The organism is Janthinobacterium salmonicoloratum, assembly GCF_051380845.1.
Lineage (GTDB): Bacteria > Pseudomonadota > Gammaproteobacteria > Burkholderiales > Burkholderiaceae_D > Janthinobacterium > Janthinobacterium lividum_F.
Genome location: NZ_JBNYXV010000011.1, coordinates 1 through 26,623, shown reverse-complemented (window position 1 = coordinate 26,623; position 26,623 = coordinate 1). Strand labels below are relative to the sequence as shown.

The following is a 26,623-nucleotide window of genomic DNA, read 5'->3' as shown; positions in this document are numbered from 1 at the left end:
ACATCACTATGTCCGCACCATTACTGCTGTGATTACAGGGTACGAGCGATTTCCTGGACTTCGAACACTTCCAGTGTGTCGCCAACCTGAATGTCGTTGTAGTTCTTCAGCGACAGGCCGCACTCCAGACCGGCGCGAACTTCTTTCGCATCGTCCTTGAAGCGTTTCAGGGAGTCGATCTCGCCACTCCACACCACGATGTTGTTGCGCAACAGGCGGACGGAAGAAGCACGCTTGACCACGCCATCGGTGACCAGGCAACCGGCAATCGCGCCCACTTTCGAGACCAGGATAACCTGGCGGATCTCGACCTGGCCGATAACGGTTTCGCGTTTCTCTGGTGCCAACATGCCCGACAACGCCGATTTGATCTCGTCGATCGCATCGTAAATGATGTTGTAGTAGCGAATGTCCACGCCATTCGACTCGGCCAGCTTGCGTGCCTGGGCATCAGCACGGGCGTTAAAGCCGATGATGACCGCTTTCGAGGCGACTGCCAGGTTGACGTCCGATTCCGTGATGCCGCCGACGGCTGCGTGAACAACTTGTACGCGCACTTCGGAGGTCGACAGTTTCTGCAGCGAACCGACCAGCGCTTCTTGCGAACCTTGCACGTCGGTTTTGATGATCAGCGGCAAGTTTTTCACTTCGCCTTCGGCCATCTGGTCGAACATGTTTTCCAGTTTCGCAGCTTGCTGTTTCGCCAGTTTCACGTCGCGGAACTTACCTTGACGGAACAGGCCGATTTCACGCGCTTTGCGCTCGTCAGCCATGACGACGACTTCTTCACCGGCAACCGGCACTTCCGTCAAGCCCTGGATTTCGACCGGAATCGAAGGACCCGCTTCAGCGATGGACTTGCCGTTCTCGTCCAGCATGGCGCGAACACGGCCATACGAAGAGCCAGCCAGAATCACGTCGCCGCGTTTCAGGGTACCGGACTGCACCAGAATCGTCGCGACAGGACCACGGCCCTTGTCCAGACGCGCCTCGACTACCAGGCCGCGCGCAGGCGCATCGACCGGTGCCGTCAGTTCCAGCACTTCGGCTTGCAACAGCACTTGTTCCAGCAGGTCGTCGATACCTTGACCCGTTTTGGCCGAGACCGGCACGAATGGCGATTCGCCACCGTATTCTTCCGGCACGACTTGCTCGGCAACCAGTTCCTGCGTCACGCGGTCCACGTTGCCACCTGGTTTGTCGACCTTGTTGATCGCCACCACCAGCGGTACGCCGGCTGCTTTCGCATGGGCAATCGCTTCTTTCGTTTGCGGCATCACGCCATCGTCGGCGGCAACCACCAGAATAACGATGTCGGTTGCCTTGGCGCCACGGGCACGCATCGCGGTAAACGCTTCGTGACCCGGGGTGTCGAGGAAGGTGATCATGCCGCGTGGCGTATCGACGTGGTAAGCACCGATATGCTGCGTAATGCCACCCGCTTCGCCGGAGGCAACCTTGGCGCGACGAATGTAATCGAGCAACGAGGTCTTACCATGGTCGACGTGACCCATGACGGTGACCACCGGTGCGCGTGGCTTGGTTTCGAAGTGCGCGTGTTCGCCCACATCGGCCAGCAGCGCTTCCGGATCGTCCTGTTCGGCGGCGAACGCCTTGTGGCCCATTTCTTCCACCAGAATCATGGCGGTTTCCTGGTCCAGCACCTGGTTGATCGTGCACATCTGGCCCAATTTCATCAAATGCTTGATGACTTCGGATGCCTTGACGGACATTTTGTGCGCCAATTCGGCCACGGTGATCGTTTCCGGTACGTGCACGTCTTTGACGACGGCTTCCGTAGGAGCCTGGAAGTTCGATTCACGGTCGTCATGGTGCGTCGGGCGACGGCCCTTCGCGCCACCGCGCCAGCTGTCACGGCCGCCTGGGCCGCTATTGCCGCGTGGCTTAGGACCACCGGTGGTGCCGCGTTTTTTCGCGTCATCGGACCAGGTGGACGACACATTGGCCGACTTGATAGATTTCTTGTCTGCAACTGCAGGCTTCTTGTCGCCCGGCTTATCGCCAGGTTTCTTGTCAGCAGGCTTGTGCAAGGTGCCTTCCGGCGCCTTCGGCTTGACCGGAACCGGTACGGGTTCAGGTGCCTTGATGGCGCGGCGTGGCGCGTTCATCATGGCCTTGATCTGGGCAACTTCGTCGGCAACGGCCTTGCGTGCACGCTCGGTGGCTTCCGCTTTGTCAGCGGCTTCCTTGGCGGCAACAGCAGCGGCAGCGGCTTTCTTCTTCGCTTCTTCAGCGGCAGCAGCTTTTTTCGCTTCGGCGGCGGCGTCGTCAACAACAGGCGCAGCGGCGCTGGCGGCAGGCGCTGCGGCAGCCTTGGCAGCGGCTTTCTTCGCTTCCGCTTCAGCTTCTTTCTTCGCAGCCAATTCAGCCTGTTGCGTGGCTTTCGCCTGGGCTTCTTTTTCCGCGTCGAGCTTGGCCAGACGTTCTTGCTTTTCGCGCAGATCGGCTTCCTGGCGGGCGATCAGTTCAGCCTGCTTACGGGCTTCTTCTTCACGGCGCGCCACGTCGGCGGGATCGATCACCGGTGCGGCAGGCGCGACCGGTTCTGCTGCGACCGGCGCAGCTTCGTCACGCTGGACGAAAGTGCGTTTCTTGCGCACTTCCACCTGGATGGTGCGCGATTTGCCGGTTGCGTCAGCTTGCTTGATCTCAGTCGTTTCCTTGCGGGTCACGGTGATTTTTTTCTTTTCTGTGTCAGCCGCTGCGCCGTGTGTGCGGCGCAGATGATCCAAAAGCTTGTCCTTATCATCTTTCGACAATGGATCTGACGTCGAACTTTTCTCGACGCCGGCAGAACGCAGCTGCGTCAGCAGCAAATCTGCAGGCATCTTCAGTTCGGTGGCAAATTGGGCTACGTTGTTACTCGCCATTCAGTCCTCTTTTCTATGTGTCGCGGAGATGATAAAGATACTCAAATTAAGCCTTTGCGGATTCGGCCAGACTCCATGCCTTGGCTTGCAACGCCTTGGCACGATCGTCATATTTCGAGTCAACCAACTTCATCTCATCGTCGGTCACATCTTTAAATTCACTTGTAATCAGTTCACGCGCACGGTCCGCAGACAAGGCCAGGATTGCGCCAAATTCGTCGTATGCCAGTGCTGCAAATGCTTCAACGGTCTTGATACCAGCCAGACCCAGCTTGCCGGCGGTAATGCGGTCCATGCCTTCCAGACCCACCAACGCCTCGTCCATGCCTTCCAGACCCTCTTCGGAAGCAATCGCTTCGGTCACGAGCGCATCACGCGCACGGGTACGGAGTTCATTGACGGTATCTTCGTCAAACGATTCGATTTCCAGCATTTCGGAAATTGGCACGTAAGCGATTTCTTCCAGACTGGCGAAACCTTCTTCCACCAGAATATCGGCCACTTCCTGGTCGACATCGAGCTTTTCCATGAACAGGATGCGCACGGCAGCCGTTTCCTGGGCAGCTTTGTCAGCCGATTCTTCGGCCGTCATGATGTTGATCTTCCAGCCGGTCAGGTCCGAGGCCAGGCGCACGTTCTGGCCGGAACGGCCGATCGCGATTGCCAGGTTTTCTTCGTCCACGACGACATCCATCGCGTGTTTTTCTTCATCGACCATGATCGACGACACGTTCGCCGGCGCCAGGGCGCCGATGACGAACTGCGCCGGATCTTCCGACCACAGCACGATGTCGACACGTTCGCCACCGAGTTCGCCGGTAACAGCCTGCACGCGCGAACCGCGCATGCCGACGCAAGTACCGATCGGATCGATGCGCTTGTCGGCCGTGTAGACGGCGATCTTGGCGCGTACGCCGGCATCGCGGGCTGCGGATTTAATTTCCAGCATGCCTTGCTCGATTTCCGGCACTTCCAGTTCGAACAGCTTCATGATGAATTCCGGCGCGGTGCGCGACAGAATCACTTGCGGGCCGCGCATATTGCGGTCGATGCGCAAGATGAAAGCACGCACACGGTCGCCGATACGCAGATTCTCTTTCGGGATCATCTGGTCGCGTGGCAGACGCGCTTCGATCTTGCCCGATTCGACGATGGCGTCGCCGCGTTCCATGCGCTTGATGGTGCCGGTGACGAGCGAATCGCCGCGTTCCAGGAAGTCGACCAGGATCTGTTCGCGTTCGGCGTCACGTACGCGCTGCAGGACGACCTGTTTGGTATCCTGGGCGAAACGGCGGCCGAATTCAACGGATTCGATCGGTTCTTCGATGTGGTCATCGACTTCGATATCGGAAATCTGTTCTTTTGCCTCGAAATGCAGGATCTCCTGATCCGGCAATTGCAGGCCCGCTTCATCGGGCACCACGTGCCAGCGGCGGAACGATTCGAATTCGCCCGTTTCGCGGTCGATCGAAACGCGGATGTCTACCTCACCCTCATACCGTTTCTTCGTGGCTTGCGCCAACGCGAATTCGAGGGCGCCGAAGACGACATCTTTATCGACGTTTTTTTCGCGCGCCAGCGCGTCAACCAATAATAAAACTTCGCGGCTCATGCTTTGCGTCCCTTAAAAACCACCTGCGGCACCAAGCGTGCCTTATCCACATCCGCGAGCGTAAACTCCAACATCGCCGGACCATCCTTACCTTCAAATTCCAACGACAATTTATCGCCCACGGGTTCTTGCAAGATCCCTTGGAACGATTTCCGGTTGTTCGTACCCGGCATCGCCACAGTCAGCTTGACGATGATTTCCTGGCCTGCGAAACGGGCAAAGTCTTCCAGCTTGCGCACCGGACGATCCAGACCCGGGGAAGAAATCTCGAGACGCTCGTAAGGAACGTTCTCTACCGTCAACACATGCGATAACTGGTGACTCACCGTGGCACAGTCTTCGACCGTGATCGGACCTTTTTCAGCGGCATCGGCGGCGCTGAAATCAATAAAGACGCGCAGCAGTCCGCGCTCGGCACGTTCGACATCAACGAGCTCATAGCCCAGACCTGTAACTGTCTTTTCAATTAATCCCAACTGCTGCAAGAAATTCTCCAGAAATAAGGCCCGTTTTCGGCATGACAGCGCTACATTGAGCGCCTAGAACATGCAAAAACACGCATTCAAGTCATATATGGCCCCTTGCGGAGCCATTACAAACGGTTCAACAAAAAAAAAATGGGCATCTGCCCATCTTCTTGTATTTTCCCAACCAGATGAAAGCACTCCCCACCAAACAACCCTGCGGAGAACTTTTATTAGGCTGCAGATTATAACCTCTTATTAACTTCGCCGCAATGCCGCACACAAGGAGCGGCCCGGCTTACAACAGTTACAAGAGCGCGCACCCACTGCAGATCAGCGGGCGCGCAAGAAGAAACTCTTCCCGATTAACCTTTGCTGCGGCGGCGCGGCATGCCATCCATGTCGCCACGATCCATGCCGCCACGCGGCTGACCACCGGAACGCGCCTGACCACCGGCACCACCTCCGGCATTGCGGCGCGGACCCGTGTTGGCGAAGCCGAAGGTCGTTTGCAGCGGATCGGGCTGGCGCGGACCGCGTTGCGGCGCGCGGCCTTCGCCACCGGCCGGACGCCCCTGGCCCTGGCCTGCCGCACGCGGCGGACGACCCTGGCCTTGCGGCGAACCTTCGAACGATGCCGACGAGCGGGGCTGACCACCCTGGAACGGACCTTGCGGCTGGCCACGGCCCGGACCACGCGCTTCGCCTGGACGGCCGGCGCCGCCTGGGCGACCCTGGCCTTGCGGACGGGCAAACTGGCCCTGCGGCTGACCACGGCGCGGCGCGACCGGGAAAGGATCGGCGTTGCGGTTGCTCACATCGATGCGGTTGCCATTCGGCTCGTCATCGCGGCTGGCCTTGCGCGCTTCGCGGCCCTTGGCAGCGCCAGCGGCACGGGGGTCGCCCGATGCCGGCATTTTCTTTTCGATGCCGTAGGCGGTCAACAGGTCACGCACGGTGTTTTCATCCATCTCTTCCCAGCGGCCGCGCTTCAGGCCGCTCGGCAGGGTCATGGCGCCGTAGCGCGTACGGATCAGGCGCGACACGGTCAGGCCGATGGCTTCGAACATGCGGCGCACTTCGCGGTTACGGCCTTCGCCGATCACCACGCGGTACCACTTGTTGATGCCTTCGCCGCCGCCATCGGCGATCTTCGAGAACTGCGCCAGGCCGTCTTCCAGTTCGACGCCGGCCAGCAGTTTCTGACGCATGCCCTCTTCAAGCTCGCCCAGGGTACGCACGGCGTACTCGCGGTCGATGCCGTAGCGCGGGTGCATCAGGCGGTTGGCCAGGTCACCGGACGTGGTAAACAACAGCAAGCCTTCCGTGTTGAAGTCGAGACGGCCAACGGCAAGCCACTTGCCCGCTTTCATGGTCGGCAGGCGGTCGAACACGGATGGACGGCCGTCCGGGTCGTTATGGCTGACGATTTCGCCGGCCGGCTTGTGGTACACCAGCACTCTTGGCGGCTTCTTGCTGACGCGGCGCTGGATCAACTTGCCATTGATGCGCACGTGGTCGCTCGGCAAGATGCGCTGGCCGATGTGGGCCGGCTCGCCATTCACGGACACGCGGCCCGAAATGATCAGGTCTTCCATGTCGCGGCGCGAACCGAGACCGGCTTCGGCCAGCACCTTGTGCAGCTTCGGCGCGTCGTCGTCGGACGTCAGGTCGCGGCGCACGGCCACTTTTTGCACGCGGCCCGTGCCGCCTTCTTCGCTGTCGAAAGCGTCGGAGGTGACAAACGAGAACACGGCGTCGGCGTCGCTGAGCTTACCCGGCGCAGCCTGGCGGCCCTTGCCCTTTTTACGGCTCTTGCCGGCATTCTTGCCGGCGCCCGGCACGTCGTTGCGCGGACCACGCGGCAGGCGCGGGCCGGAAACGAGATTGCCTTCGGCATCGAACACGTCAGCGACAGGCGCGGCAGCTTGCTCGGCGGCAGGCGCTGCCGCAGCTGTCTCGGCTGCCTGCGGCGCTTCGGCGCGCGGCGGCTGGCGCAGCGCGCGTTCCGCTTGCACGCCACGCATCTGGCGCGGACCACGGGTCGGGCGTGCTTCGGCCGGCTTGTCAGCGACGGCTTCCTGCACCGTTTCAGCGACGGCGGCAGCGGCCTTGGCGGCGGCGCGGGCGCGCGGCGGACGCGGTGCAGGGGCGGCAACCGCCTCGGCAGCGGCTTCCGCGGCGTCAGCCACGGCCTTCAGGGCTGGCTTGGCGCGGGTTTTCTTGACGGCAGGTGCAGCTTCGGCAGCGGAATCGCCAGCAGCGGCGGCGACGGAGGATTCAGCAACTGAGTCGGCGGCCACGTCGGCTTTCGTGCGGCGCTTCGGCTTGGCAGCGGCGCTGTCGCCGGCAGCAGTAGTTGCAGCGGCAGCGGCCGTATCGGCTTCGATCTGGGCCTTGGTACGGCGCTTGGGCTTGGCAACGATGGCTTCGTCGCTGGCGGTTACTGTCTCGGGTGTATTCGGATTATTCATTCTTCGTTTCTTGGCTGTGCTGACCTGGCGCAGCGTCAACCGTTAGTTCTGGCGCAGGGTCGTGAGTGTAGGCTTCGTCCGTGGGCGAAGCATCGGGGCCGGCATCAAGGCTTGCTGTCACATCTACATCTGTCACAGCCGTATTGCTACCTGCACCAAGCTGGGGGACAAGCTCATTGCTTGCCTTGTCAAAATTTTCTTGCAGGGCCGCTTCCAGGGCTTCGAGCCCATTGCCCTGCATTTCACTGATTTGCTGCAAAGGCGGCAGCTGGGACAGCGAATGCAAACCCAGGTCATCCAAAAACTGCTTGGTGGTGGCCAGCAAGGCCGGCCGCCCCACCACGTCGCGGTAGCCGATGGCATCAACCCAGCCACGGTCTTCCAGCATCTTGATCGTCTGCGAATTGACGGCAACGCCGCGAATTTCCTCGATATCGCCGCGCGTCACCGGCTGGCGGTAGGCGATGATGGCGAGGGTTTCCAGGGTCGCCCGCGAATACTTGGGCGGCCGCTCGGGCGTCATGCGATCAAGATACATCTTCATTTCCGGGCGGCTTTGAAAGCGCCAGCCTGAGGCCAGGCTGACGATCTCGATGCCGCGCCCTTCCCACTCATCGCGCAACTCTTCCAGCAATTGCTTGATCGTGTCGGCGCCAACGCCGACGCCACGCACGCGACCATTCTCGTCCGCATCGACGAACAGCTTCTTCAAGCTGTGGATCGTCAGCGACTCACGAGCGCACAGCAACGCGGTTTCGAGGACTTTTTTAGCCTCAATTGTATTCATAGCAATTCTGTGCGGATGTGTGTTGCAATTCGTATGCAGAGAAAGAAATCAAAAACGTTCATTTCAACGTAACAGAGGGCAGACATCGATGATGACGCCGTGCTGGGTTACTAGTTGAGGCTGTTTTTCCGACGCCTTGGCCGATGCGCGCAAAGCGGGAGTAAAGCGGATGCAGTGAAAGTCCTGCCATCCATGGTGCTGGCCTTAAATAACCAGCAATGAAACGAACTCCGGAGCAGCTGCTTTTCCTGTGGCGGTGAACCAGCCAGAAAGGAAAGCGACAGTCGTCGTTTCATCCAACGATGCCAATTGTACCTGATAAAAAGCGGAAAAGCGCAAAACCGGGCAAAACACGCGTTTTACCCGGCCCTGGCGCGACATATCGCCCGCACCCCGCATCACAGGGAGGCGAGCTTCTCCGAGAGAATGGCCGATGCACCCAGGAAAGCTGGATACTGCGCCGTGATGACAAAGGTCGGCACTTGCGAGACATAATTGGCGAAGCGGCCCTTGCGTTCGAAGCGGGCGCGGAAACCGGAGCGGTCGAAACGCGCCCCCAGGCGTGGCACGATGCCGCCGCCGATATAAATGCCGCCAAGCGCGCCCAAGGTGACGGCGACGTTGCCCGCCACGGTACCGAGCATGCAGCAGAACGCTTCGATGACGTCGTCGCACAGCTGGGATTCGCCAGCCAGCGCGCGGCGCGTGATTTCCGCCGCAGGCAAGGCTTCCGCCGGCACGCCCGCGCGGTCGGCCAGGGCGCGGTAGATCAGTTCCAGGCCATCGCCGGAAATCAGGCGCTCGGCCGAGACGTGCTCGTATTCACGCCAGGCAAATTGCAGAATGCTCACTTCCACTTCATTGAAAGGCGCAAAGCTGACGTGGCCGCCTTCGCTTTGCAGGGCGATCCAGCCGCCGTGCGAAGGAATCAGGCCCGACACGCCCAGGCCCGTGCCTGCGCCGATCAGGCCGATGGCCGTGTTCGGACGGGCCGTGCCCGCGCCCACCTGGTGCTTTTGCTCGCTCGACAGCTGCGGCAAGGCGCGCGCCAGGGCCGTGAAATCGTTGACCACGTCCAGGGTCGTGAAACCGCACTCTTCGCGCATGGCGCGGATCGAGAACGACCAGTGGTGGTTCGTCATGCTGAGGAAATCGCCGTCGACCGGATTGGCGATGGCGATCATGGCATGGCGCACGGCTTGCCCGCCGGCGGCAGCGATGTGCGGCAGGGCCAGGTAGGCTTGCAGGGCGGCGGACAGGCTCGGGTAATCGGCACAGGGCAACACTTCCACCAGGGTGATGTGGCCAGCGGCCACTTCCAGGGCGAAACGGGCATTGGTGCCGCCCACGTCGGCCAGCAGGCGCGGTCCATCGGCGAAGGCGGAAGTCGGCAGTACGGGAGAAGACGAAGCGCTCATGATTTTAAATGATGAAGTGGGACGCATGGGACGCCAAGCTTAAAGGATGAATGCGCCCGGAGGCAAGCAAAGTTTGTAGTTTAAGTACATCAAAACAAGCCTTTATTGGTAGTTCCACTCCAAATGCAACAGGCAGCGCCAAAATTGCTTAGAAACAATGATTTATAGTAAGCACTTGCACTCATCAGGCACGCGAAAAGCATGCTGCACAGCAGCAGGAATCGCCTTGAAAGCAAAGTATGCCGGAGTTTGCGCAAAGCCGCTTTGTACGCGGCGACGCTGGTGTGGCGCTGCCGTCCTGGCAGGCCGGCGATAGTGTTTTCGTATTATTACTACCGGTTTTTACTGCGGATTTTTACTGCCAAGCTGGCGTGCAGGACGCTGAGGGAATCAGGAGGGCAAGCCTTCGCCCAGCAAGCTGGCGGGCGCCGGCTGGTCCGAGCGGTAGGCGGCATTCCACGCATCGAGGCCGCCATGCAGGGGCTTGGCGCGGTGAAAGCCGTGCTGGTGCAGCAGCTTGGCCACTTGCGCGGCCGTCACGTCATTGGGACAGCTGCAATACACGATGATGTGGCGGTCCTTGTCCATGGCGATCATGGCCGGCACCGGTTCCTTGCCATTGAAAAACAAGGCGCCCGGCACGGCCGGTTCCAGCGCCTGCGCCGTGGCGCTGCGGGCGTCAACCATCAGCGGTTCCTCGCCCTGCTCTATGAGTTCGAGCAATTCGTCGATGCCGATGCGCTCGATCTGCAAGGCCTGGCGGAAGCGCCGGCGTTCGAGGAATTTGTACAGCAGGAACAAGCCCAGCAAGGTCGCCAGCATCAGCAAGGCCGTGCTGCCCATGGTGCTGAGCAAGTCGAGCACCTGCTGCACGCTGGAATGGAAAATCACGCCGACAACGATGCCCGTGCCGCTCCACAGCAAGGCGCCCAGCCCCGCGTACAGGAAGAACAGGCCCGGCGGCGTGCCCAGCGCGCCCGACATGGGCGCGGCGACGGTATTGAATCCCGGCACGAATTTGGAGACGATCAGGGCTTTCGGGCCCCAACGCTTGAATTTATCTTCCGTCTGGCTGACGCAGTAATCGGGCGACAGCGAGATGCGACACAGCAGCCGCAGGATGCGCTTGCCGAAATGCCGGCCCGCGCGGAACCACGTGAAGTCGCTGATCAGGCAAGCGCCCAGCGCGGCAGCCAGCACCAGCCCCCCATTCATGTCGCCATCGACGGCCAGCGCCCCCGCCACCACGAGGATGGGAAAAGCGGGAATCGGCAGGCCGAGCTGCTCCACCAGCACGATGCCAAAGACAATCAGGACACCGTAATGTTCGAGCAGATAAATGAGGTTGGGCATGGCCGCTATCTTACCGTAAAAGCGTGTTTAGATTTGCACGCCCTTCGGTATGGCGCTCAATAGGGTGCGCGTGTACGGATGCACGGGATTGCGGTACAGCTCATCCGAATCGGCCAGTTCCACCACTTGCCCCTTGTGCATCACCATCACCTGGTCGGCGATGTATTTGACCACGGACAAATCGTGCGAGATGAAGATGTACGACAATCCAAATTCATCCTGCAAGTCCTGCAGCAGATTGAGCACCTGTGCCTGCACCGACACGTCGAGCGCCGACACGGATTCGTCGCAGACGAGGATTTCCGGCTGCATGGTCAGGCAGCGGGCAATGGCGATGCGCTGGCGTTGGCCACCGGAAAACTCGTGCGGATAGCGGTGGAAGGCCTGCTCCGGCAGCCCCACCTTGTCGAGCAGCCAGTAGGCCTTGGCGATGCGTTCCTGGTCATTCGCGCCGATCTTGTGGATGCGCATCGGTTCCAGCAGGATCTGCCCCACCGTGAAACGGGGATTCAAGGACGCATACGGATTCTGGAAGATGATCTGGATGCGGCGTTTATAGGGCAAATATTCCTTGTTCGGCATGGCAATCAAATCCTTGCCGTGGAACATGGCCGTGCCGCCAGTTGCCTGGTGCAGGCGCAGCAGGGTCAGGCCCACCGTCGTCTTGCCGGAGCCGGACTCGCCCACCACGCCCAGCGTTTTTCCGCGCGGCAAGGTAAACGACACATCCTTGACGGCCTGGAATTCGCGCTTGCCGAACAGGCCTTCACGCGTATAAAAGCTTTTGCTCAGGTTATTCACCACCAGCACGGGCTCGTCGCCCGGCGTGTAGCCGCGCGTGCGCTGTTTGACTTCCACGCCGGGGCCAGCCTTGCCTTCCATATAGTCGGCGATGACGGGCAAGCGCCACGGGCGCTCATCCAAGGACGGGCGGCAATGCAGCAGGGCTTTGGTATAAGCGTCGGTCGGCGCTTCAAACACTTGCCGCACTTCGCCCGTTTCGCGCACCTCGCCATGGCGCATGACGATCACCTGGTCGGCGATCTCGCCCACCAGGCCCAGGTCATGGGTAATGAAAAGCACGGACATCTGGTGCTTCTTTTGCAGCGCGGCGATCAAGTCCATGATCTGCTTCTGGATCGTCACGTCCAGCGCCGTCGTCGGCTCGTCCGCAATTAGCAGCTTCGGTTCGCAAGCGATCGCCATGGCGATCATCACGCGCTGCTGCTGGCCGCCCGACATCTGGCTCGGATAAGCGTCGATCTTCGTGGAGGGATCGGGTATGCCCACCTCTTCGAGCAGCGCCAAGGTGCGGGCGCGAGCCTGCTTGCGATTCATGCCCATGTGCTGGCGCAACACTTCGGCGATCTGGAAGCCGACCGTAAACACGGGGTTCAGCGACGACATCGGCTCCTGGAAAATCATCGAGATATCCTTGCCGCACATGGTGCGCCGCTCGGCGATCGACAATTTGAGCAGGTCGCGCCCGCCAAAGTGGATGCTGGAAGCAGGATCTATGATGGTGTTATCCGGCGGCAATAAGCCCATCACGGCCAGCGAGCTGACGGACTTGCCACTGCCCGATTCGCCCACCAGCGCCACGGTGCTGTTGCGCGGCACGTTGAACGAGATGCCCTTGACGGCTTCGAACGTGGTCTTCTTGTCCAGGCGGAAGGTGACGCGCAGGTCGCGCACTTCCAACAGGTTATTCTGGTCCATGAGCAACTCCTATTTCACTTTGGGGTCGAGCGCATCGCGCAAGGCATCGGTAAACAGCGAGAACGCCGTCACCAGCACGGCCATCGCCGTGGCGGCCGCGGTCAGCTGCCACCATTTGCCCAGGATCAGTTCATTTTGTGCCTCGTTGAGCATGCTGCCCCACGAGACGGTGCCCACCGGCACACCAAAGCCCAGGAAGCTCAGAATCACTTCGGCCTTGATGAAGCCCACCACCAGAATCGACATTTGCACCAGCGCCACGTGGCTGACGTTCGGGAAGATGTGCGAAAACATCTTGCGCCAGTGCGAGGCGCCGATGGCGTCGGCCGCCATCACGTATTCGCGCGCCTTGTGCTTGATGTATTCGGCGCGGATCAAGCGGTATGGCCCCGTCCAGCCTGTCAGTCCGAGGATCAGCACGATGGTCAGCACGCCCTTCTGCTGCAGCACGGCCGCCACCGTCAAAATCATCAGGATCGATGGGATTGAGGTAAAAATGCTGTAGAACCAGTTGAAGAAATCATCGACCATGCCGCCGAAGTAGCCGGACACGGCGCCAAAGATGGTGCCCAGCACCACGGCCAGCAAGGCTGCCACCAGGCCCACGACGATCGACGTTTCGCCGCCCTTGATGGTTTTCTGCAGAATGTCGTGGCCCCACTTGTCGGCGCCGAACGGCAAGGTTGCCGCCTTGTGCGTGACGAGTTTCTTGGCCTTGCCCATGCCAGCGCGCAAGGCCGTCAAATCGTCGGCCAGCGGGTCGGTCACGCCGTACATCTCGACGCCGGCGGAAGGATTGCTGCCCATCTGGGCGCGCAGTTCCGCGATATCGTCGGCCAGGGGATCGAGCACGTTGACGGGGGTGGGCGCGCTGCGCTCGTCCGTCACCGGCATCGCGCCATCGGCGGCGACATCCTTGTCGGCCCCCACAAAGGTGGGCGGCGCATAGCTGACGGCCACTTCGTCTTCCCAGTTCGAGGCTACCAGGCCGCTGGCGGACGCCAGCACCAGCAGGAAAAAGGCGCCGACCACGGCCAGCGATATCATTGCAATCTTGTCGCCGCGCAAACGGCGCCACGCCAGGGCCCACAGGCCGGGCGATGTATGAGGTTTCGACATCGTCTCTTTCTACTTCAGTTGTACGCGAGGATCGACCGCCTGGTACAGCAGGTCGGTGAGCAGGTTGAAGAGCATGGTGGCGGCGGCAACATACACGGTGATCGCCTTGATCACCGGAAAGTCGCTGCGCTCGACAGCCAGGATCACTTCACGCCCGATGCCGGGGATGCCAAAGAAACGCTCGAGCAGGAAAGCGCCGATCAGCAGGGCCGGCAAGTTCGACATCACATAGGTAATGATGGGAATGCCGGCGTTGCGCAGCACGTGCACCCACATGATGCGGCCTTCCTTCAAGCCCTTGGCGCGCGCCGTGCGCACGTAATCCTGGTTGGCCTCGTCCAGCACGAAAGTGCGGAACAGGCGCAGGGTCGGCGCGATGGAGACGGCCAGACCAATCAGGATCGGCAAGGTCGAATAGCGCAGCAGGTTTTCCCAGAAGCTGTCGCCCCAGCCCTGCACGGGGAACAAGCCCAGCTTGTAGGCAAAGCCGTACTGGAAGACGATGATGTAGACGAGGATGGAAATCGACATGCCCACCGTACAGGCGATCATGACGGCGCGGTCCGTCAGCGAACCGCGCACGAAGGCGATGGCCAGCGCCAGCGCCACGCCAAAGAAGGTTTCCAGCACGGTCAGCGGGATCAGCACCATCATCGACGGCCCCAGGCGCGAAGTGATGATGTGCGACACGGATTCCCCCGTGGCCCAGCTCTGGCCGAAGTCAAAGGTGACGATCTGCTTGATGAAGATCCACAGTTGCACGTAGTACGGCTGGTCGACGCCCAGCTGGCGGCGGATGTTGGCGATGCTTTCCGCACTCGACATCTTGCCGGCCAGGATGTAGGCGGGATCGCCGCCCACCCAATTGAACAGGATAAACACCAGCAGGACGACGCCCAGCATGGTGGGCAGCATCTGCCACAAGCGGCGCAGGATATAAGCGAACATAATGATTCCTTGTTGTATATGTTGTTATAAGCGGTTGCGCTTATTTGGCAGCAGTATCCGGGGCTGGTTTAGCCACGGGAGCGCCATCGCTGTCGATATCCATGTACGCCCATTCCTGAAACAGAATCGGGTGCTTCTTGTAGCCTTGCACCGACTTTTGCGCCAGCATGTTGCGATAGCGCGCATAGCCGATCAGGGCGCCCGCGTTCACTTCCAGGCGGCGCGCCATCTTGTGGAACAGCTCGTCGCGCTCGGGGCTGGCTGGCATGGCCTGGCTGGCCGCGTACCATTTATCGTACTCGGGATCCTGGTAGCAGCCATTGTTGTTCTGGTGCGTGTTCGGGCCGTAGAACAGCTGCATGAAGTTGTCGCCGTCCGGATAGTCGGCCAGCCATGGCGCCGTGCGCGTCTGCATCTTGCACTGCTTTTCCGTCTTCAAGATATCGGAAAAGATCATGCGGTCGTTTTCCATGCGGATGCCCAGCGAGTTGTACGTCTTGCGCCACATTTCCGCCTGCAGCACGCCATTGGCTTCGTTGCGCGAGGCGTAGCGGATCAGCAGCGGCTTGCCGTCAGGCAGGGTACGCCAACCATCGGCGCCCTTCTTGTAGCCGAATTTATCCAGCAGTTTATTGGCCAGCACGGGATCGTATTGCAACAGGCTCTTGTAGTGGGGATCGTAGCCGACGACGCCCGGCGGGATCGGATAGTCGAGGCGCTTGGCCTGACCATTCCAGATGATGCGGATTTCTTCATCGATATTGTGCGCCATGGCAATAGCGCGGCGCAGGGCGATCTTTTCCTTGCTGAAGCCACCCAGGGTCGGGTCTTCCATATTCCAGTAGTAATAGCTGATTTCCGGATCCAACAGGCGCGACAATTGCACGCCCTTCTCTGCCAGCTCGGGACGCAGCTTACCGTTCAGCAATGCCTTCGGCGCCAGCGGGCCATCGAGCCAGAACACGTCCGTGCCACCGCTCTGGAAAGACAGCCAGCGCGACTGGTCTTCGATCATCACGGAAATTTCGATGCGGTCGATGGCGGGAATGCGTTTACCCTGCATCTGGCGCACGATGCGCTGGTCGTCCGGATCGTCGCCGGCCATGAAATTCCACGTTTCCGGCAAGTGCTGCGGGTTGCGGTTGAGGACGATGCGGTTGCCGCGCGTCCATTCACCGAGGGTGTAATAGCCGGTGCCGACGGGATTCGAGCCCACTTCACCCTTCACGTCGCCATATTTGTCCACCACTTCGCGCGCCACGGCGGCCGTCGGCACGTAGGCGAGGATCATGGGGAAATTGAAATCGGTCTTGGTCAGCGTGATGCGCAAGGTATACGGGTCAAGGATTTCCAGGCCGGCCACCTTCTTGCTGTAATCGAGCTTGTTCGACTTGGCCGCGTCCTTGGCCAGGTCATCCAGCCCCACCACCTTGCCTTCGAACAGCCAGCTGTGCGGCGAGGCCAGGCGCGGATCGAACAGGCGCTTCCACGAATACACGTAGTCGGCCATCGTTAGTTCGCGGCGCTTGCCGCCAAACGCTGCGTCCGGCGTAAACAGGATGCCTTTTTTCAGGCGGATGGTGTAGGTCTTGCCGTCGGCGGACACTTCCGGCATCGCGGCGGCCGCGCCGGGCACCACCTTCACGGGGCGCGCCAGGTAATCATAGGTGTACAGGGTGTCGAAGACGGCCTGCGTGATGTGGTTCGAATACAGGTCGCGCGCGGTAGCCGGATCGAAGCCCGTCTCGGCGGCCGGCAGGATATAGCGCAAGGTTTTGACCGGCGCGGCCGCAGGGGCGACATCCGCGGCAACGGCCGCCAGCGGCAGGGTGGCCAGGCAGGCGAGCAGCGCCACGCGCCGCATCCATGGTGACTTCATGTAATACCCTTCATCTCGATTATCTGTCGCACCGCATTGGTGCGCTTGTACTGGCTTCCCCCTGGGATACAGGATTCCACCACCAAAACCAGTCCATCCTCGCAAGATCTATGCCTTGTTCGCAGCCAGCCACGTCGATGGTTTGACGAGCTGGAAAACGCGTAACGATAACGCATATTTTGCATGCCGGGCAAAAAGCTGCGGTACTTCTGGCGTGCGCGGCAACAAGCACCCGCGCCACAGGGGAAATCTTCCGCACCGCAACATCCCCTGGACGATGCCGCGCAAAAGCGCATTGGTAGAAACCCTTACGTCCGTGAATGAGCGCACTTTTTATCGGTGGACGGAAACCGCATAGCGCAGCGCAACATTAAAATAATTGCCAATACTGAAACACTCAAACATTATAAAAAACACTGTTGTTTCCATCCCGAAATGTCACATTTGCGCGTTGACAAGCTTTCTCGGCAAGTGGTCTTATCAAGCACGGCAACGCACAGTATGCCGTTCGTCCCACAGCGATTGCCGACGCAGCAATCTTTTTTAGACTAGCGAGGTTGTGTCGCAAACCGGCCAGCCGAACTTACTTTCGGAGTTCTGAGAATGATGATGGAAACAGTGATGTCCCGCTCCGTACGCCTGATTTTTTCGGGTAGCGTAGCAGCGGTCAGCCTTGGCATGATGGCTGCGCCGGCAATGGCGCAAGACGCCAATGTCCAACGTGTGGAAATTACAGGCTCGAGCATCAAACGAGCCACGGCCGAGACCGCGTCACCGGTACAGGTCATCACCCGCGACGACTTGATGAAATCGGGCAAGGCCACCGTCGCCGAATACCTGCAAACCCTGACCGCCGATGGCGCCGGCTCCCTGCCGACGGGCTTCGGCAACGGCTTTGCCGCCGGTTCCACGGCCATCTCGCTGCGCGGCCTGGGCGCCACCTCGACCCTGGTCTTGCTCAATGGCCGCCGCATGGCGCCGTTCGCGCGGGCAGATGACGGCCAGAAAAGCTTTACCGATCTCTCTACCGTGCCGATGCAGATCGTCGAGCGCATCGAAATTCTCAAGGATGGCGCCTCTTCCACGTATGGCGCGGACGCCATCGCCGGCGTCGTCAATATCATCCTGCGCAAGGACTTCGAAGGCCTGACCCTGAAAGGCGACACGGGCATCTCCGGCGACAGCGACGCCAAGCAGCACCGCGCCTCGCTGACCTTCGGCAAGGGCAACCTGGACACGGATAAATTCAACGTCGTCGTCAATGCCGAATACACCAAATCGGACATGCTGATGAACAATGAGCGGGCCGGGCGAAAATGGATAGGCAAGGCCGACCTGCGCCCGTATGGCTATGCGATCAACACCCAGTTTGCCGGTGGCTACATCAACGGCAACAACGATGCAAATGCCTCGCCAGCGGGCCTGATCCGCGATCCCGTCACCAACAACTATGTTTCGCTGCCCGGCTGCTCCACCTTGTCCGTATCTTCGCCGCAAGATCCGAAGGGCGGCTGCCTGTGGCACCATGACCAGTTCCGTTCGATGCAGCCGAAGATCGAATCGATCAACCTGTACACGCGCGGCACCTGGCAAGTCAATGCGGACACCCAGGTGTATGCGGAAGCGGGCTACTCGAAGCGCGACACGGCCTTTACCCTGATACCACCATCGGTCACGCCGACCATCGCCTTCCCGCCGAATGCCACCAGCCCGACTGGCGTCGTCAATTACGGCTCCGGCGCCGGCACCACCATTGTGCTGGCCGCGAATCACCCGCAAAATCCGTACGGTGTGCCGGTGCGCGTGCGCTACCAGGCTTTCGACGTGGGCGCCAGCACGCGCCAGGCCAACAATGAGTTCAACCGCATCGTGCTCGGCGTCAAGGGCAACGCCATGGGCTGGGACTACGATGCCGGCTATACGCATTCGGAATCAAAGCTGCACCTCGATTACAGCAACATGCTGAACATGGCCGTCGTCAAGGATGCCCTGGGCAATCCGAACAGCAAATATTTCCCGTACTATATCGGCGCGCAGGCAAGCAAGAATCCCGCCTCGCTGTACGCGGCCATGGTAACCAACGCTACCTCCGACTCCACGACCAAGCTCGACATCATCGACTTCAAAGCCTCGCGCGAACTGATGCAGCTGCCCGGTGGCGCCATGGGCCTGGCCGTGGGTGCGGAACACCGCCGCGACAAGCTCGACAACCCATCGTTGTCGGGCACGGAAAACGGTTCCATCAACTCCAGCTATGTTGCCGCCAAGGGCGACAGCAAGGTCTCGGCCGTGTTCCTGGAAGTGCTGGCGCCCGTGATCAAGACGGTGGAACTATCGGGTGCCTTGCGCTACGACAAATACGACCGTTTCTCGTCGACCACGCCGAAACTGGGCGCCAAGTGGACGCCGCTGAAAACCTTCGCCGTGCGCGGCACGTATTCGGAAGGCTTCCGCGCACCGGGCCCAGCCGAAAGCAATGCCGATTCACAATCGACGGGAACCTCGACCGTGAGCGATCCCGTGCGCTGCCCGGGCGGCACACGCTTGCCGGGCGCCAATGCCAGCGACTGCGAACTGCAAGTGGCGGCCGTCAAGATTGGCGACCCTAGCCTCAAGCCGGAAAAATCCAAAGGCTACACCCTGGGCCTCGTGTGGGATCCGTTCAACGATACCAGCCTGTCTCTCGATGGCTGGAAGATCAAGCGTGAAAACGAGATCAATCCCCTGCCGTACAACGAAGCGGCCGCCCTGCCAACCGCCGTCCGCGCCGACAACAACCTGACCATCAATGGCGTCGTCACGCCGAACACGGGCACCTTGCTGATCACCAAGGCACCGTACCGCAACTCCAGTTATACGGAGATCAAGGGCATCGACCTGGACATCAAGCAGCGCGTGCGCCTGGGCGACTACGGCCGCGCCACGTTTGGCCTGACCTGGACCCACATCGCCTCGTGGGTACGCGCCGAGTCGGCCACCGTGCGCTACCAGTTCGCCGGCACGCATGGCAATTGCGACACATCCAACTGCGCAGGGACGCCCAAGGACAAGATCAATCTCACCGGCTCGTGGGACCTGGGCAACTGGAATGTCAGCGGCGTGCTGAACTACCGTTCGGATATGAAGAACATCCTCTTTGAAGGCAAGCCTTGCGCCTCCAAACTGGCCGATGGCACACCAGCGCCGAACGGTTGCAAGCTGGCCTCGTTCACCACGCTCGACCTGTCGAGCCGTTGGAATGTCAGCAAGCAGCTGCAACTGTTTGCCTCGATCAACAACGTGACCGACAAGATCGCCCCGCTCGACCCGCTGACCTATGGCGGCATGAGCTACAACCCGATGGACGCCAGCGGCGCCATCGGCCGCTACTTCAAACTGGGCGCCAGCTACAAGTTTTTCTAAACCCCAATGCAGGCTGCCAAGCGCAGCCTGTGCATCCGGCAGGCGCAAGTCACTATCGTCATGCCAGCCACGCCAACGCCCGTTGCACCGCAACGGGCGTTTTATTTTGCGCGCCCGAAGCCCGCACTGGGCATGGCGGCCTTCCTCAAAAATGCGGCACAAAATTCGTCTTCTTTGTTTTAAATCAGTACCGATGACGCACTACGTTGTTTAAGCACACAAAGCCGTTTGCCACGTTGACAAGGACTTTTGCGGATCATTACAGTTGCTCAGTTGAAAAGATATAAATACTTTTCAATGTTCTCGGTGCGCCAACCGGCGCGGCCGTTCTTGCCCTCTTAGCCAACCGCTTTTCCAGGAGTCTTGAACATGATCAGAGAAATACGCTTGTCCCGTTCCATCCGTTTGATCTGCGCCGGCGGCCTTGCCGCTGGCCTGCTCAGCCAGCAGGCGCTGGCGCAAGAAGTCAACGAGACGAGCACCATGCAGCGCGTCGAAGTCACCGGTTCCTCCATCAAGCGCCTCGTCTCGGAAACGGCGACGCCCCTATCCATCTTCAAAGCCGAAGATTTCGCCAAACAGGGCTTGACGACGGCCCAGGAAGTACTGAGCAAGATACCCTCGAATGCGTCGAGCATGGGCAGCGGCAATGCCGTCGGCGGCAATACCAGCGGATTGCCCACGGGCGGCCAGGCCAGCGCCGACTTGCGCGGCCTGGGCGGCGACAAGACCCTGGTACTGCTCAATGGCCGGCGCATCGCCAACCATCCGTATGACGGCGCCAGCGTCGACCTGAACATCATTCCCATCGCCGCCCTGGAGCGCGTCGAAGTGCTGCGCGACGGCGCCTCGGCCATCTACGGCACGGACGCCATCGGCGGCGTCATCAACTTCATCACCAAGCGCTCGGTGAATGTCACCAACATCACCGCCGAGGTCGTCGCGCCCGAACACAAGGGCGGCGGCGAGCACCGCATCAACCTGTCGACGGGTTTCGGCAAGCTCGACACCGACGGCTACAATATTTTCGGCGTGGTCGACTACCACAAGCAAAATGTGCTCACGTCGCAGGATCGCGATTTTTCCAAGACCGGCATCATTCCCGATCGCGGCCTGTCGCTCACCAGCGGTACCACCTTCCCCGGCAACTACTTCGATGCGGCGGCCAACGGCGGCACGGGCCTGGCCGGCAATCCGTATGCGGCCACGGGCTGCAACCCGCCCCTGTCGGTGGCGGCGGCCAACGGCACCTGCCGCCAGGACTACACGCGGCAGATCGACGACCTGCCGGCGCAGGAGCAAGTGGCCTTCTTCGGCAGGGGCGCCTTCAAGCTGGGCGGCGGCCACCTGGCCACCTTGGAATATCTGCATTCGGAAAACAAGGTGAAAGCACGTACGGCGCCGCCGCCGCAAACGGGCTTGATCTTGCCCAATACCAGCAAATACTATCCGGGCAATGCAGGCGGCGTGCCGGCCCAGCCAGGCTTGTCGGGACAGCCGCTAAGCGTCAACTGGCGCCCTGTGGAAGCGGGCCAGCGGCAAATCGATTCCACCGGCAAGGCTGACCGCCTGGTGCTGGCCATCGAAGGCGAACTGGCGGGCTGGGATTACAAGACGGGGCTTAGCCATGCGATCAGCAAATCGTCGGAAAAATTCACCAACGGCTATGTGCAGGATGCGAGCTTTGCCGCCGGCGTGCTGAACGGTATCCTGAACCCGTTTGGCATGCAGGACACGGCCGGCAAGGCTTACCTGGACAGCACCGCCCTGCGCGGCGAGGTACAAAATGCCAAGGTCACCACCACTGGCTTCGACATCAAGGGCAGCCGCGAACTGATGCAGCTGGCCGGCGGCCCGCTGGCCATCGCGCTCGGCGGTGAACTGCGGCGTGAAAAAGCCGACTTCAATGTCAACCGCGATATCGCCAGCCAGGCCGCCAGTTCCGGCCTGTCCGGTTCGCTGTCGAAGAGCGGCTCGCGCACGATTCAGGCCGTCTTCGGCGAAGTCAACTTGCCGCTGATCAAGGACCTGGAAGTTCAGCTGGCCGCCCGTTTCGACCATTACAGCGACGTGGGCAGCACCACCAATCCCAAGCTGGCCCTGCGCTACCAGGCCAGCAGCGCGCTGGTGTTGCGCGGTTCGGCCAGCACGGGTTTCCGCGCTCCCACCTTGTTTGAAAAGAATGCGCCGCCGTCGAAGAACGATACCAACGATTCCTACGACGATCCCATCCTCTGCCCGGGCGGCGTGCCGCAGCCGGGCGCCAATCCCCTGCGCGATTGCGACTTGCAGCAATTCAAGCTACAAGGAGGCAATGAAAAACTGAAACCGGAAAAATCCACCACCTTCGCCTTCGGCCTGGTGCTCGAACCCATCAAGGAAGTCACCGTCGCCATCGATTACTGGAACATCCATCTGAAGGACAAGATTTCATCCTTGCCCGAACAATCGATCTACGGTAACTACGAAAAATACAAGGCTTTGTTCCTGCGCAATCCAGACGGTTCGCCTTTCGCCATTCTGGACTTGAACGACAACCTCGGCGAAGTGAAAACCGACGGCATCGATGTGAGCCTGAATGCGCGCCTGGGCCGTGGCGCCTACGGTGATGTCAGCGTGTCGGTCGATGGCACGTGGACCCACAAATATGACTACCAGAACGAACGCGGCGGCGAATTCATCGCCAACGTGGGCCGCTACGCGGATAACAATCCTGTGTTCCGCTGGAAGCATACGGCGGCCCTGAACTGGCGCATGGGCAACTGGGGCGCCACCGTGTCGCAATCATTCAAGTCCGGCTACACGGATCAGAACCAGGTGGATCCGCAGTTCCGCCACGATGTGCCCTCTTACAGCCTGCTGAATGTGTCGGGCAGCTACGTATGGAAAGGCTTGCTGCTGACGGCCGGCGTGAAAAACCTGCTGGACAAGGAACCACCGTTCTCGAACCAGGGCACCTTGTTCCAGAAAGGCTATGACCCGCGCTACACGGATCCGGTCGGGCGCGCCTATTACCTGCGCGGCAGCTATACGTTTTAAGGGGAATGAGGGAAGAAAAGACAGACCGGACAGCGCTGACCAGCGTACGCCGGCCATGCCAAAGACGGCGCCATCAGCGATGATGTGCGCCGTTTTATTTTACGCATCTGAACAAGACTGACAAGGGTTCACGATACTTTATTTCTGAAGGATTACAAAAAAAACAGGGAAATGTTGCATTTCGTCCAAAAAGTCCGCACGAAATTGACAATCTGAATGGTGAATGTTTTGATGAGGGCCCTGAAAATTTACAAAATTTTCATTGGTGGTTTTGCAAAAAGGCAAATAAATTGTTAGTAAGCAACAAGTTATTTCAAAATAATTGCCGCCTTTATCACAATAACAAGGAATTTCAGATGATGATAGAAAATGTAATATCGCGGTCGCTGCGCCTGATGTTTGCAGGCGGCATGGCTCTGAGCATGCACGCCGCGTATGCGCAAGAAACAACAGATGGCACCATGCAACGCGTGGAAGTCACGGGTTCGAGCATCAAGCGCATCGCTTCCGAAGCGTCGCTGCCGGTGCAGTCGTTCAACCAGAAAGACATCAAGAAAACCGGCGTCTCCACGGTGACCGATTTCATCCAGCAAATTCCTGCGATGCAGGGCTTCTCCGTGGCCGCCGATTCGGTGGGCGGCGGCGGCGGCGGCGTCACCACGGCTTCGATCCACGATATCGGCGCAGCCTACACGCTGGTGCTGCTGAACGGCCGCCGTCTTGCGCCATCCAATTCCGGCACCACCATCGATCTGAACTCGATCCCACTGTCGGCCATCGAGCGCGTGGAAGTGCTAACGGACGGCGCCTCGGCACTGTATGGCGCCGACGCCATCGCCGGCGTGGTCAACTTCATCCTGAAAAAAGGCGCATCGCCGCTGGAAATCAATGCCAAGTACTCGCGTCCTGAAGAAAAAGGCGGCGCCAGCAACTCGATCTCGATCAGCAAGGGCTTCGGCGACATCGACGAAGACGGCTACAGCATCTTCGTGTCGGCCAGCCATGACGAACAAAAATCGCTGAAAGCATCGCAGCGCAGCTTCGCGAAAAGCGGCATCATCAATTTCAACGATCCGAAGACCGGCAAGGCGCTGCAATTCATCAACGGTTCCTCGCGCTCGGCGCCAGGCAATGCGGCTGTTGATTACAACCGCACCGATCCGGTAACGGGCCAGTTAGTCATCGATCCAAAGACCAACAAGCCTTTCGTCGATACCGTCAACCTGAACCCATATGCACTGGCCCATGGCGGCAAGTGTGCTGCCAGCAACATGGATTTCTATGGCGACGGCAATTGCTATTTCGATTCGCCATCGACCATCGAAATCAATCCCGAATCGAAGCGCGATTCCCTCTTCAGCTCGGGTACCGTCAAACTGGGCAAAACCGGCTTCCAGGGCTTCTATGACCTGGCCTACACGGAAGCGCGCATCATCGCCAGCATCGCACCCTATCCAGCGGACTTCTCGGTGCCGGTCGGCTCGCCGCTGTTCAACAAATATCTGGCGCCTAACCTGACGCCGGCGCAACTGGCCAACATCACCGATTCCATCGCCACCTATCGCCTGTCGGAAATGGGCAACCGCACCTACGACTATGGCACCAAGGCCACGCATATCGTCGCCGGTGTCGACGGCAATGCATTCGGCTGGGATATCAACTCGGCCGTGACCTACTCGAAAAACAAGCAGACGCAGAAATACGTCAGCGGTTTCCCGCTGGCCGACAAGTTCGACGCGCAAATTGCCGCCGGCAATATCGACCCCTTCGCCTATCCTGTAGGCGCCATGCCGGACACCATGCGCCAGGCACTGCTGGGCACGGGTTTCAGCGGCACCTACAATACGCAGACCGTGGAAATGAAGGGCATCGACGGCCGCGCTTCACGCCCTGTGTTCTCGCTGCCAGGCGGCACCGCCATGCTGGGCGTGGGCGCCGACTACCGCAACACCTCGTTCAAGATGCAACAGGCGGACGTCGCCAAGCAGGCACAGATCCTGTTTGACAATGCACAAGTCGACAGCGAATACGCACGCGACAACGCTGGCGCGTATGCCGAGCTGATGCTGCCAATCTCGAAAAAACTGGAAATGACGGGCTCGCTGCGTTATGACCAGATCGGCGCCATTGATGACAAGTTGACGGGCAAGACGGTAGGCAAGAAGGAAAACGCCACCACCTGGAAAATCAGCGGCAAATATTCCGCTACCAAGAACGTGATGTTCCGCGCCGCTGCCGGCACCGGCTTCCGCGCCGCCAGCATGCAGGAAATAGCTGGTCCATTGGAAGACTGGGGCGTCACGGGTGGTAACTACCAATGCCCATTGACGGCAGCAAACGGCATGGGCGGTCATCCGCTGGCCAGTTACTGTGACGGCGTGACCCGCAGGCAATTCGAAGCCTTCCAGGGCGGCAACCCGGACCTGAAACCAGAAACGTCGAAGCAATGGAGCATCGGTACCGTATTCGAGCCGATCGACAGCCTGTCGATGTCCTTCGACCTGTGGAACGTGCAGATCAACGATCAGGTGACCTCGGTCTCCGAAGGCCTGATCTTCAACAATCCAGCCAAGTACGCCGACCTGTTTACCGTCAAGCACATCAGCTCGACGGGCAAGGACGTGCTGGCCGTCAAACTGCTGCCAATCAACATCGGCAAGGTGGAAAACCGCGGTATCGACTACGACTTCACCCACAAGATGAAGCTGCTGGACGGTCGTCTGACGACTCGCCTGATGGGTACCTATCTGCTGCGCTCACGCTACACGACGCCAGGCACCAATGATCAATGGGAAACCAGCCTGAATCGCTACGGTTCGAACGACAAGGTCAGCTTCCGCAACATCATCCGCGCCACCAGCACGTTTGAGACAGCCAAGTTCACGCATACGCTGAGCGCCAGCTACCGCAATGGCTACACGGACAAGGAACAGACAGCCAAGGGCTGCGCCGTGATCGTCGCCGGCAGTCCAGGCGAATGCTATGGCATCCAGCTGGAAGTGCCGAGCTATACCACCTTCGACTTCCAGACGGCTTACCGTCCTTTGAAGAACGTGGAAATCACGGGCGGCATCCTGAACCTGTTCGACCGCGATCCGCCGTTCACCCTGCGTAACACGGGTTCGCATCAAGTGGGCTACAACCCATCGTACTCGAGCGCCCTGGGCCGCCAGTTCTACCTGAGCGGTTCCTACAAGTTCTAAGCTGCTTGCATCTGATTGCAGCTGAAAACTGAAAAGCCCGGAAAGCTTAGCTTTCCGGGCTTTCGCATCAAGTGGGCTACAACCCATCGTACTCGAGCGCCCTGGGCCGCCAGTTCTACCTGAGCGGTTCCTACAAGTTCTAAGCTGCTTGCATCTGATTGCAGCTGAAAACTGAAAAGCCCGGAAAGCTTAGCTTTCCGGGCTTAATGAGATGGTCACCCTCCACCCTATAAGTTACTAAACTTGTAGGGTGTTTTCATTTCTGAAGGAGGCCATCATGGAAACCGTTACGCTCATCGGCATTGATCTCGGCAA

Annotated in this window: 14 protein-coding genes; 3 read left to right on the top strand and 11 right to left on the bottom strand. The window is 60.0% G+C overall.

The genetic code is table 11. The features are described 5' to 3' along the window. Positions 1–32 precede the first annotated feature (32 nt). From infB to ACQ4WY_RS27870, 11 genes are all read right to left on the bottom strand, one after another. Positions 33–2,891: a translation initiation factor IF-2 gene (gene infB / locus ACQ4WY_RS27920; RefSeq protein WP_353658674.1), complete on the bottom strand. Its 2,859-nt coding sequence runs from the start codon at positions 2,889–2,891 to the stop codon at positions 33–35. A gap of 46 nt (positions 2,892–2,937) precedes the next feature. After that, a complete protein-coding gene (gene nusA / locus ACQ4WY_RS27915) occupies positions 2,938–4,503 on the bottom strand; it encodes a transcription termination factor NusA (protein WP_034782529.1) in 1,566 nt (521 codons plus the stop codon). After that, complete coding sequence (gene rimP / locus ACQ4WY_RS27910; RefSeq protein WP_436506875.1) at positions 4,500–4,988, bottom strand: ribosome maturation factor RimP; 489 nt, start codon at positions 4,986–4,988, stop codon at positions 4,500–4,502. Before rimP ends, nusA begins: the two co-directional genes overlap by 4 nt. Before the next feature lie 344 nt (positions 4,989–5,332). Continuing rightward, positions 5,333–7,441, bottom strand: a complete 2,109-nt coding sequence (rluB, locus tag ACQ4WY_RS27905; RefSeq protein WP_436506874.1) for a 23S rRNA pseudouridine(2605) synthase RluB — start codon at positions 7,439–7,441, stop codon at positions 5,333–5,335. After that, the gene (gene scpB / locus ACQ4WY_RS27900; protein ID WP_099379401.1) at positions 7,434–8,228 is read right to left on the bottom strand and encodes an SMC-Scp complex subunit ScpB; all 795 of its coding nucleotides are present in this window, start codon (positions 8,226–8,228) and stop codon (positions 7,434–7,436) included. The genes rluB and scpB overlap by 8 nt, the downstream gene beginning before the upstream one ends. A gap of 398 nt (positions 8,229–8,626) precedes the next feature. Then, positions 8,627–9,646 carry a glucokinase gene (locus ACQ4WY_RS27895; protein ID WP_353658677.1) on the bottom strand — a complete coding sequence of 340 codons (1,020 nt, stop codon included), beginning with the start codon at positions 9,644–9,646 and terminating at the stop codon, positions 8,627–8,629. A gap of 390 nt (positions 9,647–10,036) precedes the next feature. Then, positions 10,037–10,999, bottom strand: a complete 963-nt coding sequence (locus tag ACQ4WY_RS27890; protein WP_353658678.1) for a VTT domain-containing protein — start codon at positions 10,997–10,999, stop codon at positions 10,037–10,039. A gap of 27 nt (positions 11,000–11,026) precedes the next feature. Beyond that, positions 11,027–12,718 carry an ABC transporter ATP-binding protein gene (locus tag ACQ4WY_RS27885; RefSeq protein ID WP_436506873.1) on the bottom strand — a complete coding sequence of 564 codons (1,692 nt, stop codon included), beginning with the start codon at positions 12,716–12,718 and terminating at the stop codon, positions 11,027–11,029. A 9-nt stretch (positions 12,719–12,727) separates the two neighbouring features. Beyond that, positions 12,728–13,837, bottom strand: coding sequence for an ABC transporter permease (locus ACQ4WY_RS27880; protein WP_436506872.1), 1,110 nt, complete (start codon positions 13,835–13,837; stop codon positions 12,728–12,730). A 9-nt stretch (positions 13,838–13,846) separates the two neighbouring features. Then, on the bottom strand, positions 13,847–14,785 hold the full coding sequence (locus tag ACQ4WY_RS27875; RefSeq protein WP_034782513.1) for an ABC transporter permease: 939 nt from the start codon (positions 14,783–14,785) through the stop codon (positions 13,847–13,849). A gap of 40 nt (positions 14,786–14,825) precedes the next feature. Next, positions 14,826–16,664, bottom strand: coding sequence for an ABC transporter substrate-binding protein (locus ACQ4WY_RS27870; RefSeq protein WP_436506871.1), 1,839 nt, complete (start codon positions 16,662–16,664; stop codon positions 14,826–14,828). A 621-nt stretch (positions 16,665–17,285) separates the two neighbouring features. Between ACQ4WY_RS27870 and ACQ4WY_RS27865 the strand changes: the two genes are divergently transcribed. The 3 genes from ACQ4WY_RS27865 (at position 17,286) to ACQ4WY_RS27855 (ending at position 26,308) form a co-directional block, all read left to right on the top strand. Then, complete coding sequence (locus ACQ4WY_RS27865; protein WP_353658682.1) at positions 17,286–20,066, top strand: TonB-dependent receptor; 2,781 nt, start codon at positions 17,286–17,288, stop codon at positions 20,064–20,066. 369 nt (positions 20,067–20,435) lie between these two features. Beyond that, positions 20,436–23,105 carry a TonB-dependent receptor gene (locus ACQ4WY_RS27860; protein WP_436506870.1) on the top strand — a complete coding sequence of 890 codons (2,670 nt, stop codon included), beginning with the start codon at positions 20,436–20,438 and terminating at the stop codon, positions 23,103–23,105. 356 nt (positions 23,106–23,461) lie between these two features. Next, a complete protein-coding gene (locus ACQ4WY_RS27855; protein WP_436506869.1) occupies positions 23,462–26,308 on the top strand; it encodes a TonB-dependent receptor in 2,847 nt (948 codons plus the stop codon). Positions 26,309–26,623 lie beyond the last annotated feature (315 nt).

What these genes read in the sequence shown, in the direction of transcription:
- ACQ4WY_RS27875 (WP_034782513.1), bottom strand. Translation starts at nt 14,785, where the DNA reads ATGTTCGCTTATATCCTGCGCCGCTTGTGGCAGATGCTGCCCACCATG.
- infB (WP_353658674.1), bottom strand. Translation starts at nt 2,891, where the DNA reads ATGGCGAGTAACAACGTAGCCCAATTTGCCACCGAACTGAAGATGCCT.
- ACQ4WY_RS27890 (WP_353658678.1), bottom strand. Translation starts at nt 10,999, where the DNA reads ATGCCCAACCTCATTTATCTGCTCGAACATTACGGTGTCCTGATTGTC.
- ACQ4WY_RS27885 (WP_436506873.1), bottom strand. Translation starts at nt 12,718, where the DNA reads ATGGACCAGAATAACCTGTTGGAAGTGCGCGACCTGCGCGTCACCTTC.
- ACQ4WY_RS27895 (WP_353658677.1), bottom strand. Translation starts at nt 9,646, where the DNA reads ATGAGCGCTTCGTCTTCTCCCGTACTGCCGACTTCCGCCTTCGCCGAT.
- ACQ4WY_RS27855 (WP_436506869.1), top strand. Translation starts at nt 23,462, where the DNA reads ATGATGATAGAAAATGTAATATCGCGGTCGCTGCGCCTGATGTTTGCA.
- ACQ4WY_RS27865 (WP_353658682.1), top strand. Translation starts at nt 17,286, where the DNA reads ATGTCCCGCTCCGTACGCCTGATTTTTTCGGGTAGCGTAGCAGCGGTC.
- ACQ4WY_RS27860 (WP_436506870.1), top strand. Translation starts at nt 20,436, where the DNA reads ATGATCAGAGAAATACGCTTGTCCCGTTCCATCCGTTTGATCTGCGCC.
- nusA (WP_034782529.1), bottom strand. Translation starts at nt 4,503, where the DNA reads ATGAGCCGCGAAGTTTTATTATTGGTTGACGCGCTGGCGCGCGAAAAA.
- ACQ4WY_RS27880 (WP_436506872.1), bottom strand. Translation starts at nt 13,837, where the DNA reads ATGTCGAAACCTCATACATCGCCCGGCCTGTGGGCCCTGGCGTGGCGC.
- ACQ4WY_RS27870 (WP_436506871.1), bottom strand. Translation starts at nt 16,664, where the DNA reads ATGAAGTCACCATGGATGCGGCGCGTGGCGCTGCTCGCCTGCCTGGCC.
- scpB (WP_099379401.1), bottom strand. Translation starts at nt 8,228, where the DNA reads ATGAATACAATTGAGGCTAAAAAAGTCCTCGAAACCGCGTTGCTGTGC.
- rluB (WP_436506874.1), bottom strand. Translation starts at nt 7,441, where the DNA reads ATGAATAATCCGAATACACCCGAGACAGTAACCGCCAGCGACGAAGCC.